Below are 16,356 nucleotides of genomic sequence, written 5' to 3' on the forward strand. Positions count from 1 at the left end.
TAGTTTCAAAACGAAAAAAGCTGTTATACTTGCACTATTCTAATTTAACCTCATGAAAAAAAATACAGCCCTGCTATATCTGTTTGCTGCAGGATTAACACTACAAACAGCAAATGCACAGTTAGCAAAGAAAAAAAATATCTCTCTGGAGGAAATCGGTAAAGAAATTAATGCCTTAGCTGCAAAGGGGGACGAGGAGTCTAAAAAACAGCTGGAGATAGAAGCGAATGCTTTAGCGGCCAGTAAAAATGAGGATTTTGTTAGCCTGGCGGGCAGGCTGTACCAATACCTTGGCAAGGAAGATAAGGTTAACGCAATCCAAGCATCGATTACAAAGCGTTTTCCTAAAGGCATCGCAGCACGGCAGCAGGCTTTTAATGCTATCTTCGAAAAAACAGATCAATCGGCTTCTGCTGCAGAACTGGCCTATAATGCCTGGCTGAAAAAATTCTCCGCTTCAACTTATACAGCCAAAGAGCAAGCAATTATTGATCAAGGTAAAGTAAAACTTGCCGTTTTATATTTTAAAGAAAATAATAACAGCAAAGCCAATGCTTTAGTGGAGGATATTAAGGGATCTACAAACGCTATTGCTAATGCTTATACCTTAGGTAATGAGCTTTCTAAAATAAATCAAAGTAAGCAGGTGTTACCCCTGTTAGCCATGGCTTATGCGAAAACTGAAAAGGCTTTTACCGCTACCAATGAGGCAGAAAATAAAAGTTTAGATGCGCAGTATTTTAGTGGAATAGCGGGACTTTATGCCCAGGCTTTACTTGCTGATGAGCAGCCTGACAATGCGGTTATGGTAGTAGAGGGTTTATTTGCGAAGGCTCCGAATACAACCTACAATCCTGTCCTGAATCTTTACCTGGCAAAAGCGATAGCAAAACAAGGAAAAGAGCTTAACGCTTTTTTGTTGCTGGAGAAGTTTATGCTCAAGAATGGTAAAAACGAGGGTATGCTGCAGGAAATGACCGAACTCTATTCCAAACTAAACCATAATAAAGCGGACTTCAACGATTATCTTGTCAGCTTCAATAAACAGGCCAAGGAGGCATTAATCGTTAAATACAAGGGTGAAATGATCAAAAAAGAAGCTCCTCAATTTGCTCTTTTAGATCGTGATGGCAAAACGGTGTCTTTGGCAGATTATAAGGGTAAGGTCGTGGTTATAGACTTCTGGGCTACCTGGTGTGGGCCCTGTAAGATTTCGTTTCCGGGGATGCAGGCTGCCGTAAACAAGTATCAGGAGGATAAGGAGGTCGCTTTCTTGTTTATAGACACTTGGCAGCGTGAGGAGAATTATAAGGAACTGGTGGAAAACTTTATTACCGAAAATAATTATACCTTCCACGTTTTATTTGATGAAATGAAAGACCGCAGTAAGGCTATTACTACGGCATATGGGGTGAAGGGTATTCCACATAAGGTGGTTATCGACAAAGAGGGCTTTATTCGCTTCGAAGCTTCTGGTGGATCGGCAGATGTGGAAAAAATTGTCAATGAAATGGAAACAAAAATCGAATTAGCAAGAAAAGGTTAACGGTTAAGATGTGTTGCCAATGCCCCCAGAAGGTGTTTAACTTTTTGGGGGCATTGCTTTTTTCAACTTTTATTTCAGTATTCGCTGCGTAACTTACCTCTACTATGCCGACATTCAAAACACAGTATGTGGAAGTCATTTCGAAATATTTCTATAGGAAAAAGATGGCTAATGTTTAACTTGGTAGATAATCTAACCTTTATTTTACCCTATTCCTACTTTTTTATAAATGTTAAACTACATTTTTATTGAAATTCAAGTAACAAAATTTAAATAATAGCAAACATTTACATTATTTTTACGTTTCTATTTTAGGAATCATACATTATAAATTTTAGGTTTGAATAGATTTGCACGCGTATTTATTCGCATATTCTTATGGGTAGTAGGTTCAGTAATAGCCCTATTACTTTTACTCATATTTTTAATTCGTTTACCATCGGTTCAAAACTTTGTTGTTGGTAAGGTTACCCATTACCTTGAAAATAAAATTGGTACTCCTGTTAATATCGGATATGTACATATTACCTTCCCCAAAAAACTGGTCTTGGAAAATGTATATTTTGAAGATCAATCGAGAGACACCCTAATTGCGGGTGAAAAACTTGCGGTAGATATTGATATGTTTAAATTGCTAAAAAATACGGTACAGGTACAAGAAATTGAACTTGAAGGTATCACGGCTAAGATAAAACGTACCGCACCAAATGGAGAATTTAACTTTGATTATATTGTTAAAGCCTTTGCCTCAGAACAAGAAAAAGATCCTAAACCGCAGGATACCACCTCGGCTTTGGTGATCAACCTGGACAAGGTTAAATTAGATCGTATACGTTTTGCGTATCACGACGATATGATTGGTACTTCGGCAGATGTTTGGTTAAAACATTTTGATACGCGTATAAAGACGTTTGACTTAAATAGCAACATGTCTTTTAACTTGCCCAAAATTAATATTGAAGGCCTTACGGCGTATGTAAAACAATGGGCCTTAGCAGATTCTTTGACAGCACCAAAGCCTGAAAATTTTGGCGTGCCGGTTAATAAGGAGGCCACAGCTTCGCTCCTCCCGAACTTGGCAACAGAGACTTTATTGCTGAAGGATATTTATGTGAAGTATCAAAACTCCGAAAGTGCTATAGACACTAAATTTGATATCAAAAATCTATCGGCGAATGTCGACCAGATCGATTTAAATAAGGAGGTGGTTAAACTGAAGGCGGTTATGCTGGAGGGTACGGACGCGTACGTAACGCTCGGAAAAACAACGCCGAAACCTAAATCTCAAGCTGACACTACTCCTGTTAATTGGGTGGTTTCTACGGATAAATTAAGCATCAATAAAACTCATGTTGCTTTTAAGGACAACAATCAACCTCGCATGAAGGGTTTTGATTATTTCAACATCGATATTTCGGATTTAGCAGGTGCCTTGGACGACCTTTATTACGCCTCGGATTCGATCTCTGGGTCATTGAAAAACCTGACGGCAAAGGACCATTCTGGTTTCCAGATTAAACAGTTGAAAGCAGATTTTGTATACAATAATACAGGTGCTGTCCTAAAAAACTTATTAGCTGAAACCCCTAAAACTATTATTCGCGATTATATCCAACTGTCTTACCCATCGCTGGATGCTTTGAATAAAGATCTTGGCCTTATGCAGATTGATGCTAAGATCAATAAAAGTGTGATTGATATGTCGGATATACGCTTCTTTGCACCGGATCTGGAGCAGATGGAGGTAATGAAACCCTTACTCAGCAAAAAGTTTTATATCAACGGCCGCGTGGTTGGAAAAGTCAATAATCTTAGCATTCCAAACATTGAGTTTAAAACGCTGAATAATACGCATATAATCGCGCGTGCGCATATTAAGGGGCTTCCTGACCCCGATAAGATGTTTATTGACCTAGATTTAAAGAAATTGACGACGGGGAAGCGTGATTTAGACCGCTTGATAGCTCCTACTATGCTGCCTAAGGATATGCCTATACAGTTTCCGAACGCCATTTCTTTGGCTGGAACTTTTAAAGGTGGAATGACTGGTTTTAATGCAGACCTTAGGCTAAATACCGAAAAAGGTAACGCTACAGTCAATGGTTTTCTTAATATGGCGGCCAGAGATACCACCTACGATGCTTTCGTTTCCTTAGATAATTTTAACCTCGGCAATCTATTGCACCAGGATTCTGTACTTGGCCTGATATCTGCTGAGGCACAGGTTAAAGGAAAAGGGTTAAACCCTAAAAATATGCAGGCCGATGTGAAGGGGGTACTAAACCGCTTAGATGCTATGGGCTATTCGTACCATAACATTAACCTGGATTTTACCGCAGCAGATGGTGATATTGCGGGTAATATTAAAAGTACAGACCCTAATATCCGTTTTAATATGGATATGGCAGCCAATATGCATAATAAGTATCCTAAGGTAAAAATGGATATGTTGATCGATTCGGTAAATCTGCAGCATCTCAAGCTTATGGATCAGAATCTACGTTACCATGGTCGTATTGTTGCCGATTTTGAAACTGCTGATATGAACTACCTTAATGGTTCCCTAAAAATAAGCCAGTCGTCTATTGCGTACAATGATGCTCGCTTTACATTGGATACCATAACCTTGCTTGCAAGATCAGACAGTGCCCGTAATTTGCTGGTCCTAAACTCTGAACTGCTGAAGGCTCATATGGTGGGTAAATATAAACTTACCGAATTGGGTGCCGCCATACAGGATATTGCACGTGTATATTATAACCCTAAAAATGAACCTCCCCAAGCTACAGCATATGAAGATCAGCGTTTCGAATTTTCTGCAGCATTAACCAACTCGCGTTTCATCCGTGATTTCCTTCCGCAATTGGAGAAGATGAGTGATATTTCCCTAGATGGTACCTTCGATAGCAAGGAAAAAAGTATTATGGCCAAACTGATGGCCCCGTCGCTATTGTATGATGGTATTGAGGTGAAAGAACTGGGCATGGAGGTTATTACGGTTGATAGTACCATGTATTATTCTGCCCTTATTGATAAAATTAAAATAAATAATATAGAGCTGAACAATACCACTTTCAGTGGGAAAGTTATTGAAAATAACCTTGATTTTGGACTGTGGATTAAAGATAAGCAGCTCAAAGATCGGTATCACCTGGGGGCGCAAATGTCGGTAAAAGAAAGCAATTATATGCTCCGCCTTTTTGAGGATGGGTTAATGTTGAACTACGACAAGTGGAATATTGCTTCCGACAACCAGCTTAGCTTTGGTAAAGACGGTGTCAGAGCGCATAATTTCGTGTTGAGCAATAAGGGGCAGCAGCTGCGTATAAACTCGCAAGACAGCACCTTAAACGCTCCTATAGATCTTGATTTTACGAACTTCCGGATTGAAACATTTTCCAAAATGTTGGAATCGGAGATGCTTAACATTGGTGGTGGTATCAACGGTAAGGCCACTGTTTCAAGATTTGAAAGCTCCCCTGTATTTGTTTCGGATATAGCCATTAAGCAATTTTTCTTCGGTAAGGATACTGTTGGTGATGTGTTGATTAAGGTAAACAATGAAAAAGAAAATACTTATGCTGCAGATATACGGATTACGGAAAATGGTAACGATGTGCAGCTATTGGGTGAATACATTGCAGTACCTAATACGGAGGCTACGTTTACGGCTTCCTTAAACCTTAAGCCGCTGAAAATAAAAACTATCGAAGCCTTTAGCTTCGGACAGCTGCAGAATAGCACGGGTGATTTAAGTGGTGTATTAAACCTGTCGGGAACCTTAAATGCCCCTAAAATCAATGGCGATCTTACCTTTACAAAAGCGCGATTGAATGTGGCTATGTTAAATGCTGACTTCTTAATGGACAACCAGAAGATATATTTTAATGATCAAGGTCTTTCGTTCCGCCAGTTTCTACTTAAGGATGCCAAAAATAATTCGGCTACATTAAACGGTTCTATACTAACAAAAACGTATAGTGATTTTGATTTTAACTTGAATCTGACGACAGACAATTTTGCCGTTGTCAATTCAACGCGTGAAAACAATGATCTATTTTATGGTAAACTGTATGTTACCTCTAGTATACGTATCCGCGGAAATTTGGATAAGCCTGAAATTGATGGTAATATATCGGCGAATGAGAATACGGATTTTTCATTTATCGTGCCCAACGAAAATCCAGGTGTTGCACAGCGTGATGGTGTGGTAAAGTTTGTTAACAAAAGTGATACCGTTGCGAGCAACGTTTTTGCGAAGCTGGACTCTATGACGACGGTAACGCATTTAAAAGGAATTGACCTGACTTTGAACCTTACGACGAGTAGAGATGCGAAGTTTAGGGTTATAATCGATGAAGGAACGCAAGATGCCTTAAATATTCAGGGGGTTGCGGAAATCAATGCTGCCATCGATGCCAGCGAAAAGATTACCATGTCTGGAACATTCACGGTGGAAAAAGGAAATTACTCCTTCAGCTTTGGACCTATAAAAAAAGAATTTGACTTCCAGAAAGGTAGTACTATTGTCTTTAATGGGGATCCTTTGGATGCTCGTTTGAATATTACTGCATTGTACAAAGGAAAATTCCCGACGTTGGAACTTATTAGCAACCAGATTGGTTCGGAAAGCCAGAACTTATACAAGCAACGTATTCCGTTTAATGTTAAACTTAATTTAGCTGGCGAGTTGTTTAAACCAGACTTGGCCTTTGATATTGAACTGGATGAAGATAAGGCTATCGCCTCACAGGATGTGGTTTCTAAGGTTAATATTGCTCTGGATGCCTTGCGCAATGACCCTGCGGAGTTAAATAAGCAGGTATTCTCCTTGATTATTATGGGTAGGTTTATGTCGGCTAATCCTTTTGAGAGTCTTTCTGGTGGTGGCGGTGTCGAAGGTATCGCACGGAGTTCGGTAAGCTCTTTCTTAACCAGCCAGCTAAACAACCTAGCTTCTGACTTAATTAAGGGTGTAGAACTGGATTTTAACTTACAATCGGAACAAGATTACCTCACAGGATCCGGACAAAACCGTACGGACTTGAATGTGGGCATCTCCAAAATGTTGTTCGACGATAGGTTAAAAATAACTATCGGCTCTAACTTTGAGGTGGAAGGCAATACGCGACCAGGGGAAAACCCGAGTAATATAGCTGGTGATATATCGTTGGATTATCAGCTGTCTAAAGATGGGCGTTACTTTGCAAGGGTATACCGCAAAAACCAATACCAGGCAACCTTACAGGGGCAGTTTGTAGAAACGGGTATAGGTTTTATTGTAAACATGAGCTACAATAAATTTAAGGAGTTGTTTATGAGCTCTAAGGCTTTATCGCAATACTATAACCCAGACAATAGCAACTTTAGAAAGCGTTTTGATGTGGAAAGAATGGATGTCGACTCGACTTACCGTGATAGTGTAAGGCGTGTAATTCGCGATAGTTTAATGATTCATAACCCTGCGTACCGCAAAAGGGCTCAGGAAAGAGAGAAACAGGAGCAGCTGAATAATTCGAAGCCAGATTCGACACATAAGGATACTACCTCTAACAAACAAAATAAGGTGGTGGCGTTCTCGGCCGTAAGAAATGAGGAAGATGAAAGGAGACAATATGAAAAATAGTGCTATAGCCTTTGTAATCGTAAGTAGTATAGTATTGCTTGTTAGTGCATGTAGCACAACTAAATATTTGCCCGAAGGGGAAAAAATATATACTGAAGGCAAAGTAGAGTTAATTTTGGACTCTGCAATTAATAAAGATAGAAAGAAATCATATGAGGATAACCTGGAGGCTTTATTAATTCCTAAACCGAACAAAAAGTTATTGGGGGTACGTTGGAAGCTTATGATGTGGAATTTCGGTGGTGGTTACGATACGTCTCGAAATTTTGTACGTCGTTTTATCAAGAAACGCGGGGAAGCACCGGTATTGTTAAGCACAGTAAATCGCGAGTATAATGAGAACCTGCTCCGCAATAGGTTGGAAAACTTGGGTTTCTTTAATACAACCGTTACTTCGGATACCAGCATAGATGGGAAATTCGGAAGTGTAACCTACTATCCGGTACCGCGTAAAATTTATCGCATAAACGCCATCAACTATAGCATAGACTCCCTCTCCCATATCGGCAAGGATATTTTGGAGCATAGGGATAAATCGCTGTTAAAGGTGGGGTCAAATTATAATTTAGATGTCATTATCAACGAAAGAGAGCGTATTGATAATGAGCTTAAGAATAAAGGGTATTATTACTTTAATCCTGACAACTTATTACTAGAGGTTGATAGCACCATCGGCAATCATAAAGTGAATATGTATATGACCATCAAACCGGAAACGACAGCGCAAGCTAAAGAGCCACAGAAGATTGGTGATATCTATATCTACCCGAATTATGTGCTATCCGCAAATGGATATACGACCCGCAGAAGAAACCAAGATTTGGATTTATATCAGGATCAGTACTATTTTATTGATCCACAGAATACCTTTAGAAAAAGAGTATTGGCAAACCATATTTTCTTTAAAAGAGGACAGCTGTATAACCGTTACGACCATAATCAGACCATCAACCATTTGGTGAATTTAAATACCTTTAAGTTTGTAAAAAATAACTTCGAGCCCAATCCGAACGATCCTAACACTTTGGATGTGTATTACTACCTAACACCATTGCCCAAGAAGTCATTGCGTTTCGAAATATTAGGTAAAACGGCGACGATTTACAATGGCTCGGAAGCCAATGTTACCTGGACGTTACGGAATGCATTTAAGGGTGCTGAAACAGTGAGTATCAATGTTTTTGGAGGCTATGAAACCCAAACGGGAGGTAATGTAAACTTAAACTCAGCCTATTACCGCTATGGTACGGAGCTTTCTTTTAATTGGCCCCGCCTATTATCGCCGTATAAATGGACACCATCAAAGCGGTTTATTCCTAAAACCTACTTACGTCTGGGGTACGAGTTTTTGAATCGTAGAACGGCTTATGTGTTAAACTCATCAACCTTAAACTATGGGTACACGTGGAAAGAGAATGAACAGAAGCAGCATGATCTTACGGTAGCCGAGATTATCTATGTTCAGCCTAGAAATATTTCCGACAGCTACAAAGCTCAGATGGATACTGTGCCTACATTAAAACGTATTGTCGATCCGCAGTTCTCCTTCGGTCCAAATTATACGTATACGTATACCAATACGATGGAACAGTACCGCACCAATACTTTTTATTTTAAAGGTGGGGTAAACCTTTCGGGAAATGTGCTGGGATTAATTCAGGGGGCTTCGTATAAAAAGGATGAGGTAAAAACACTATTTGGTACTGTATATAGCCAGTTTATTAAAGCCGAAGGCGATTTCAGGCATTACCTTAGGCTGTCAGACAATTCGCAATTAGCCTCCCGGATTATGGTCGGTGCCAGTTACTCCTATGGCAACTCCTATGCCTTGCCTTACTTAAAACAGTACTATAGCGGAGGTCCAAACGGGTTAAGGGCCTTTCGCGTACGTTCGGTAGGTCCGGGGACATCGCAACCCCAAAATTTGGGTAAAAACAACTACTTCGCCGACCAAACTGGCGACTATAAGCTGGAACTGAATACAGAGTATAGAGCCAAAATTGCAGGCTTCCTAAACTGGGCAGCTTTTATTGACGCAGGAAATATATGGACACAAAATAACGACCCTAGCAAAGCGGGCGGGCAAATAAATAAAAACTTCCTTTCAGAACTTGCTGTGGGGGGTGGTGCAGGTCTACGTTTTGATTTTACGTTCCTGATAATTCGTACCGATTTTGCGATTCCTTTTCGGATTCCTTATTATCCAAAATCAGAACGTTGGGTATTTAACAAAATTGATTTCGGTAGCTCCACCTGGCGCAAAGATAACCTCGTATTTAACTTAGCCATTGGCTATCCCTTCTAATACATACAAAGCCGTCTACGACGGCTTTGTTGTTTTAATACGTCGCCCCTTGCCGCCTAATGCTGAAATTATAACGCCCAGTAAAAAGCCGATTTTTTCTTTAGGATGTACTTTAAATTGGTTAAATTTAGCTTATTCACCAATTAAAAAAAATGCTATGAAAATATCAGTTATCGGAGCCGGTGCAGTAGGGGCAACAACAGCAGACAATATGGCTAGAGCCAATTTTGTGGACGAAATTGTTTTGCTGGATATTAAGGAGGGCGTTGCTGAAGGGAAAGCCCAGGATATACAGCAGACCGCAGCATTACTTGGTTTCGACACCAAGGTTAAGGGCGTAACCAACAATTATGTGGAAACGGCTGGGTCTACGGTAGCTGTTATTACCTCAGGCATACCCCGCAAGCCGGGAATGACACGTGAAGAATTAATAGGTACTAACGCTGCCATTGTAAAAAATGTCGTTGAAAACCTTATACAACATTCCCCGGATATTATTATCCTGGTGGTATCCAACCCAATGGACACCATGACCTACCTAGCCTTTAAAGCCAGTGGCCTGCCAAAAAACCGTATCATAGGCATGGGGGGCGCCTTAGATTCGGCGCGCTTTAAATATCAGCTTGCAACGGCTTTAAATGCTTCGGCTGCCGATCTCCATGCTATTGTCATCGGCGGGCATGGCGATACCACTATGATTCCCCTTATTGGAAAAGCAACATGGAATAGTATTCCGGTAGGCAACTTTCTTTCTGCTGCAGAGCAGGAAGATATCGTAAAGAAAACCATGGTAGGAGGAGCTACCCTAACGGCATTGATTGGTACATCCGCATGGTATGCGCCAGGAGCGGCGGCGGCAGCGATGGTAAAAAGCATAGTACTAAACCAGAATAAGGTGTTTACAGCTTCGGTATACCTGGAAGGTGAATTTGGTGAAGAGGATATTCATATAGGTGTTCCTGTAGTAATAAATAAAAATGGGTGGGATAAAATTGTACCTTTGGAGTTAACTGAAGAGGAGGCACAATTATTCCGGGAAAGCGCCAAGGCGGTGCGGGCTATGAATGCTGTGCTCCAGGAAGACAATCGTTTTTAACTATTTTTTTATATGCACATTATCCCCTTAGAACCCTTGGCATTGGAAGGGCATGGATACCATATTCTTGTCGACGTTATAATCTTAGGTAAGCCCTTTAAAATGGTAGTCGATACCGGCGCTTCAAAGACTGTACTCGACAAACAAACCTTACTATCTTCGGGAATTCCTGAAGATAGTTTTGTAAATACGAATATTCTATCTACCGGACTGGGTACCAATAGTATGGAAAGTTTTATGTTTGAACTTATCAATTTCCAAATACACAGCTGGAGCTGCAAAAAACTTAGCGTTGCGGTACTGGATCTTTCTTCTATAAACTATGCCTACCAGCAGATGGATTTAGAACCTGTAGTCGGCGTTCTGGGTGGCGATATCTTAATGCAATATGCTGCCCTTATCGATTACAGGAAGCAACAAATGAAACTTCGTACACGCAAACTGAAGAGGTAACAAGCTAAGAAATGAAAGTGGAACCCCTGTAAACAGGTAATAGTGCTACAGCTACCGGAACGGAGACAGGAACGCGGGCTGATGTCTCTATAGTGCAGTGGTTCTGGAGTATTTAGAGATCCAAGGCCGGGGACCGGGGACCGGTGGCCGGGAGAAACAAAAAATCCTTATCGGATAGAAACTCTTTTCACAACAGTCTCTGACCCCGATGAAACGCGAACAAAATAAAAACCCGGTGAAACTTTTCCGTCGGTATCAAAAGATAAATTCTGCACACCAGCATCGATGGTAGAATTGCTGAGGTTCAATACCTCATTGCCTAGCGCATCCATCAATTTAATCGATACAGGGCTTTGTTTAGACAATTTAAATGAAACCGTAATTTGTGAGGCTACCGGATTATACATCGCCTTCACATTATTAATAATCTTCTCCACATCCTCGGCTTTTGCATCAGCAATAGCTGTCGTAAAATGTGGCGTAGCAGAAACTTTTCCTCCTGCAACGGCAGAAAGTACAAGTCCCAGCATCAGCATGCTAGAAAGGATATATCGTGTACTTTTAAGGATTACGTTTTGCATTTCAGATTTTTACGAATAAAGATTTAATAATTTTGGTATCTCAAAGCTAATCAACCATGTTAATAAATACAATACAAATTTAATTTATTTTATCCACAACAGTCGGATATTAAATAAATAGTAACAGCTTTTAACAATTTTTAACAGGAAAATTCGTTACATAAATATTTTGCCCTATATTGGCACCATAATTTAATAAAAACATCTCATAAAATACTATGGCAACTGTCCATAACAATAGCTTAAATCGCCTGAGTGCTGGCGGTTTATTAATCTCCTTAGGAATTATCTTCGGAGATATCGGAACATCACCCTTATACGTTTTTAAGGCTATTTTTAATCAAGGCACGGTCACTCCCGACTTAGTAATTGGCGCCATATCCTGTGTTTTTTGGACCTTAACCCTACAGACGACGATTAAATATGTATTAATCACACTAAATGCCGACAACAAAGGCGAAGGCGGGATTCTATCGCTATACTCTTTAGTTCGACGTAGAGCAAAATGGCTTATAATTCCGGCCATAGTTGGAGCCTCTACCCTTCTTGCAGATGGCATGATAACACCAGCAATCACCATATCTTCGGCCGTGGAAGGATTAGCAATCCACAATCCAGCGTTTCCAACCGTTCCTGTGGTGGTTCTTATTATTTCCCTACTGTTTGTTATTCAACGCTTCGGCACATCCATTGTAGGGCGAGTTTTTGGCCCTTTAATGTTAGTATGGTTTAGCACCATTGGTATTCTGGGCTTTGCATATATCGACAAGGCACCAGAAGTTATCAAAGCCCTAAACCCTTACTACGCGATACATACCATTGTGCATTACCCAAATGCTTTGTTTATTATTGGGGCCATCTTTTTATGTACCACCGGAGCTGAAGCACTCTATTCCGACATGGGGCACTGTGGTAAATCGAATATCCGTGTCAGCTGGATTTTTGTAAAACTGTGCTTAATATTAAACTACTTTGGTCAAGGAGCCTGGCTTATTACCCACCAAGGCAATGTTTTGGGAGAAAACAATCCTTTTTATGCTATTATGCCCGATTGGTTTTTATTCTATGGAATTATTATCGCTACTGTTGCCGCCATTATTGCCAGTCAGGCCATGATTTCCGGCTCCTACACCCTGATATCCGAGGCTGTGCGTTTGAATATCTGGCCTAAGGTTACGATTCGTTACCCCAGCGACCAGAAGGGACAGCTGTATGTTCCATCCATCAACCTGATCTTATTTATCGGTTGTATGCTAATTATTTTTGTGTTCCGGAAGTCGAGTAACATGGAAGCCGCTTATGGGTTGGCGATCAATTTAACATTCCTATCCACCACGATACTCGTTATCTACTTTATGTTGCGTAAACGCATCCATAAATTATGGATAGTTTTATTTGCCCTAATCTATTTCACGGTAGAAATAACCTTCCTTGTCGGCAATGGCGTTAAGATTGGCCATGGTGGCTGGTTAACCCTATTATTGGCATTAACCATATTTATTGTAATGTATGCTTGGTATACCGCACGAAAAATTAAAAATAGGCACGTTAAATTCGACGATATTAAAAAGTATTACCCTATTATTTCGGAACTCAGTGAAGACGAAACAGTACCCACATTCGCCTCACAACTGGTATACCTAACCAGCGCAAATAACAAAGAAGAAATTGAAACGAAGGTTATCTATTCCATACTAAACAAAAAGCCCAAACGTGCAGATGTGTACTGGATTGTACACGTAGATGTTATGGATACGCCACATGCTCGCGATTATACCGTTAACCAACTTATCCCCGGCAAGCTTATCCGAATAGACTTTAAGCTGGGCTTCCGCGAGGAGCAAAAGATTAGTTTGCTGCTCCGTAAGGTAATTGAGGATATGGTCTCTAAAGGCGAAATCGATATTACAAGTCAATATAAAACATTGAAGAAATATCATATCCCCGGCGATTTCAATTTCGTGGTATTAGAGAAAGTATTCACCAAAACTTCCGAGCTTAACTGGCCGGAACGTATTGTAATGGAATTGTATAAAATATTGAAAAACTTCAGCTTAAGTGAGGAGAAAGGATTCGGTCTGGACAGCAGTTTTGTAACATTGGAACGTGTGCCACTCAATATCCCCAATACAGGAAATCTTCAGTTAAGGCGAGTTAAATAGTACAACAACCAGCACATACATACCTGGTTTACTAAAAAGTTTCCAAGGACCATGGTCCTTGGAAACTTTTTTTGAAATAATGTATAGGTATTGAAGAAGGCCTCCTAATCCTGTGTTCTTAACTTAGAATGCTTATAGCCATAGATAAAATAAATCGCCAAACCGACAAGCAGCCATAACACAAATATAATCCAGTTACTGGCGCCCAATTGGCTCATCAGATACAAATTTATCAATATCCCGATAACCGGTAAGAGGGAGAAGTTATGCTTAAAAGTAAGTACACTCATTACGGCCCATGTACCCCAAAAAACGACAATCAATGATTTATGCAGGAGCACATCTTTGGTACCTAAGGTTTTCCACTCGTTAAGACTATCCCGACCGTATAGAAATACCAGGACCAATGCAACGATAAAACCTAAACCAACAAGGTATTTACCATTGATATAAGGCACCCTAAATTTTGACCGTGCCGATATCCCGGTTTTATCCATATACAACACCCCGCCACACACCAATATAAAAGCAAAGAATGTACCCACCGAAGTAAGGTCTACGAAGAAGTCCATCTTAAAAAACAAGGCCGGAACAGCAACAACTATACCGGTTACAATAGTAGCGAAAGATGGTGTTTTATATTTCGGATGTATCGTAGAAAAACGTTTCCACAACAAGCCATCCCGGCTCATGGTCATCCAAATTCTAGGCTGCGCCAACTGGTAAACCAGTAAAGCACTCGTAATGGCGATAACCGAGGTAACCGAGACAATACCTGCCATATAATCGAATCCTACATATTCAAAGACATAGGCCAATGGGTCTTTAACATTTAGAGAGGTATAATTTACCATACCGGTTAAGACCAAACTTATTAAAACATATAAAACCGCACAAATAACCAAGCAGTATATCATAGCACGAGGCAAGTCGCGCTGTGGGTTCTTACACTCCTCCGCCGTTGTGGAAATAGAATCGAAACCTATAAATGCAAAAAATACGGCAGCAATACCACTCATAACGCCACGCACACCGTTTGGTGCAAAAGGGGTCCAGTTTTCGGGTTTTATAAAAAATGCCCCTCCCACGATTACAGCCACGATAATTCCGATCTTTATGAGCACCATAATATTGCTGGCACGTTGCGATTCTTTAATACCGATATATACCAATGCCGTAACCAATACAGTGATTAATCCTGCTGGCAAGTCAAATATAATAGGAACACCGGCAATTCTGGGTGCTGTTTCATAGGCTTGGATGGCGATTTTATCAATTCCCTCCAGTTTATCGACTCCAACAGATAGCATCTTCTCCTGCGCTTCTAGGGCATAACTCGGCGCCATGGTAAGCCACTTCGGAATCAGAATACCGAAGCCGGCACACATAGATACGAAATACTGCGACCAGGAGATGGCGACGACCATATTTGATACGGCATATTCAAGCACCAGTGCCCATCCGATTATCCAGGCAAAGAGCTCGCCAAAGGCTACATAAGCATAAGTATATGCCGACCCTGAAACGGGAACGGTACTGGCAAACTGCGCATACGACAATGCGGTAAACACACAAGCAAAGGCGACAAATAAAAAGAGTAGCGATACTGCAGGGCCTCCGTTAAAAGATGCTAAGCCTATGGTACTAAAAATTCCTGCGCCAACAATAGCAGCAATTCCTAAGGATACCAAATCGCGAACACCCAAAACTTTAGCTAATCCAGACCCATGGGTGGCTGAATCAGACAATATCTGATCTACACTTTTCTTCCTGAAAAGTTGTTTCTTCATACTTTTATTTATTTAAGGTTAAATAATTAGGTTCACGCTTTTAATCTAACTGTTGATTAATGTAGTTAAAAACATCAAAATAATCCGTTAGTTTTTCCTGTTGATAGGCCTGTAAACGTGCAGTTAACGCAGCATAATGTGCCTCTGAAGGCTCAAAACTCCATATTCTTTTGCAGATATTAAACAATGCGTACGACACTTTTTCCAGTTTTGCATATTCAAAGATATATTTTGATTCTAAAAATCTATCATAAAAATAATAAAAACCTTCCAGATCTATGGTTTCAAAATTCTTCAAATAGTTACTTAAAGCATTTCTATTTACATGGTTTAGGTGTTCATACAACCGTGCTACACTTAACATATTGTGGACAATAAGTTTATGGTCCAATAGCAATTCCAAAGAGATATGCGCCAAAAAGGTGGGGCGTATGGGTAAATCGGCGACGACCGTTTCAAGGTCCTTACGTAAGGCGTGGGTATGTTTATAAAAGAAATCGCAGTTATGAAAAATCTTATCTACAGCAACATGGCGGTTCCAGCCTTCGGTAATAGCCGCTGCTGTTGGGCTGGTACCCAATTTATCCGCATACTTATGAAGGTGAAAACCATATCCCTTATCGATATTCTTCAATAAATCAGGCAAGAGACCGCCTAACACCTGCTCAGCGTTGGCAGCATACCTCTCAAAATAATAATGCGATAAAAAATTCAAAGCGCTGTATTATATATTAAATACCGTAATATACAGCTTAATCTCTTATCTTTGCAATCTTAATTTAAAATATTAATCATAT

General features: G+C 40.3%; 9 protein-coding genes. 6 read left to right on the plus strand and 3 right to left on the minus strand.

The features are described 5' to 3' along the window. Window positions 1-52: 52 nt before the first annotated feature. The 5 genes from ACL9RF_RS13065 (at window position 53) to ACL9RF_RS13085 (ending at window position 11,026) form a co-directional block, all read left to right on the plus strand. Complete coding sequence (locus tag ACL9RF_RS13065) at window positions 53-1,546, plus strand: TlpA family protein disulfide reductase (RefSeq protein ID WP_422801079.1); 1,494 nt, start codon at window positions 53-55, stop codon at window positions 1,544-1,546. 340 nt (window positions 1,547-1,886) lie between these two features. Next, the gene (locus ACL9RF_RS13070; protein WP_422801080.1) at window positions 1,887-7,172 is read left to right on the plus strand and encodes a translocation/assembly module TamB domain-containing protein; all 5,286 of its coding nucleotides are present in this window, start codon (window positions 1,887-1,889) and stop codon (window positions 7,170-7,172) included. Beyond that, window positions 7,162-9,477 (plus strand): BamA/TamA family outer membrane protein, encoded by a 2,316-nt coding sequence (locus ACL9RF_RS13075; RefSeq protein WP_422801081.1) that lies wholly within the window; start codon window positions 7,162-7,164, stop codon window positions 9,475-9,477. The genes ACL9RF_RS13070 and ACL9RF_RS13075 overlap by 11 nt, the downstream gene beginning before the upstream one ends. Window positions 9,478-9,634: 157 nt before the next feature. Beyond that, the gene (locus ACL9RF_RS13080) at window positions 9,635-10,573 is read left to right on the plus strand and encodes a malate dehydrogenase (RefSeq protein ID WP_422801082.1); all 939 of its coding nucleotides are present in this window, start codon (window positions 9,635-9,637) and stop codon (window positions 10,571-10,573) included. Between the two features lie 12 nt (window positions 10,574-10,585). After that, entirely contained in the window at window positions 10,586-11,026 is a 441-nt protein-coding gene (locus ACL9RF_RS13085; RefSeq protein WP_422801083.1) for an aspartyl protease family protein, read from the plus strand. A gap of 167 nt (window positions 11,027-11,193) precedes the next feature. Here the strand turns inward: ACL9RF_RS13085 and ACL9RF_RS13090 are convergent, their stop codons facing one another. Next, entirely contained in the window at window positions 11,194-11,607 is a 414-nt protein-coding gene (locus tag ACL9RF_RS13090) for a T9SS type A sorting domain-containing protein (RefSeq protein WP_422801084.1), read from the minus strand. Window positions 11,608-11,825: 218 nt separating this feature from the next. Between ACL9RF_RS13090 and ACL9RF_RS13095 the strand changes: the two genes are divergently transcribed. Beyond that, entirely contained in the window at window positions 11,826-13,769 is a 1,944-nt protein-coding gene (locus tag ACL9RF_RS13095) for a KUP/HAK/KT family potassium transporter (protein ID WP_422801085.1), read from the plus strand. 104 nt (window positions 13,770-13,873) lie between these two features. Here the strand turns inward: ACL9RF_RS13095 and ACL9RF_RS13100 are convergent, their stop codons facing one another. Together ACL9RF_RS13100 and ACL9RF_RS13105 are read right to left on the minus strand one after the other, a co-directional pair. Further along, on the minus strand, window positions 13,874-15,559 hold the full coding sequence (locus tag ACL9RF_RS13100) for an amino acid permease (RefSeq protein WP_422801086.1): 1,686 nt from the start codon (window positions 15,557-15,559) through the stop codon (window positions 13,874-13,876). 40 nt (window positions 15,560-15,599) lie between these two features. After that, on the minus strand, window positions 15,600-16,274 hold the full coding sequence (locus tag ACL9RF_RS13105; protein WP_422801087.1) for a hypothetical protein: 675 nt from the start codon (window positions 16,272-16,274) through the stop codon (window positions 15,600-15,602). Between the last annotated feature and the right edge of the window lie 82 nt (window positions 16,275-16,356).

The sequence above is a fragment of the Sphingobacterium sp. Mn56C genome, from assembly GCF_049319645.1.
In the GTDB taxonomy this organism is placed as follows: domain Bacteria; phylum Bacteroidota; class Bacteroidia; order Sphingobacteriales; family Sphingobacteriaceae; genus Sphingobacterium.

Excerpts from the sequence above, each read along its gene's own strand:
- ACL9RF_RS13065 (WP_422801079.1), top strand. The coding sequence starts at position 53 with ATGAAAAAAAATACAGCCCTGCTATATCTGTTTGCTGCAGGATTAACA.
- ACL9RF_RS13075 (WP_422801081.1), top strand. The coding sequence starts at position 7,162 with ATGAAAAATAGTGCTATAGCCTTTGTAATCGTAAGTAGTATAGTATTG.
- ACL9RF_RS13080 (WP_422801082.1), top strand. The coding sequence starts at position 9,635 with ATGAAAATATCAGTTATCGGAGCCGGTGCAGTAGGGGCAACAACAGCA.
- ACL9RF_RS13085 (WP_422801083.1), top strand. The coding sequence starts at position 10,586 with ATGCACATTATCCCCTTAGAACCCTTGGCATTGGAAGGGCATGGATAC.
- ACL9RF_RS13090 (WP_422801084.1), bottom strand. The coding sequence starts at position 11,607 with ATGCAAAACGTAATCCTTAAAAGTACACGATATATCCTTTCTAGCATG.
- ACL9RF_RS13095 (WP_422801085.1), top strand. The coding sequence starts at position 11,826 with ATGGCAACTGTCCATAACAATAGCTTAAATCGCCTGAGTGCTGGCGGT.
- ACL9RF_RS13100 (WP_422801086.1), bottom strand. The coding sequence starts at position 15,559 with ATGAAGAAACAACTTTTCAGGAAGAAAAGTGTAGATCAGATATTGTCT.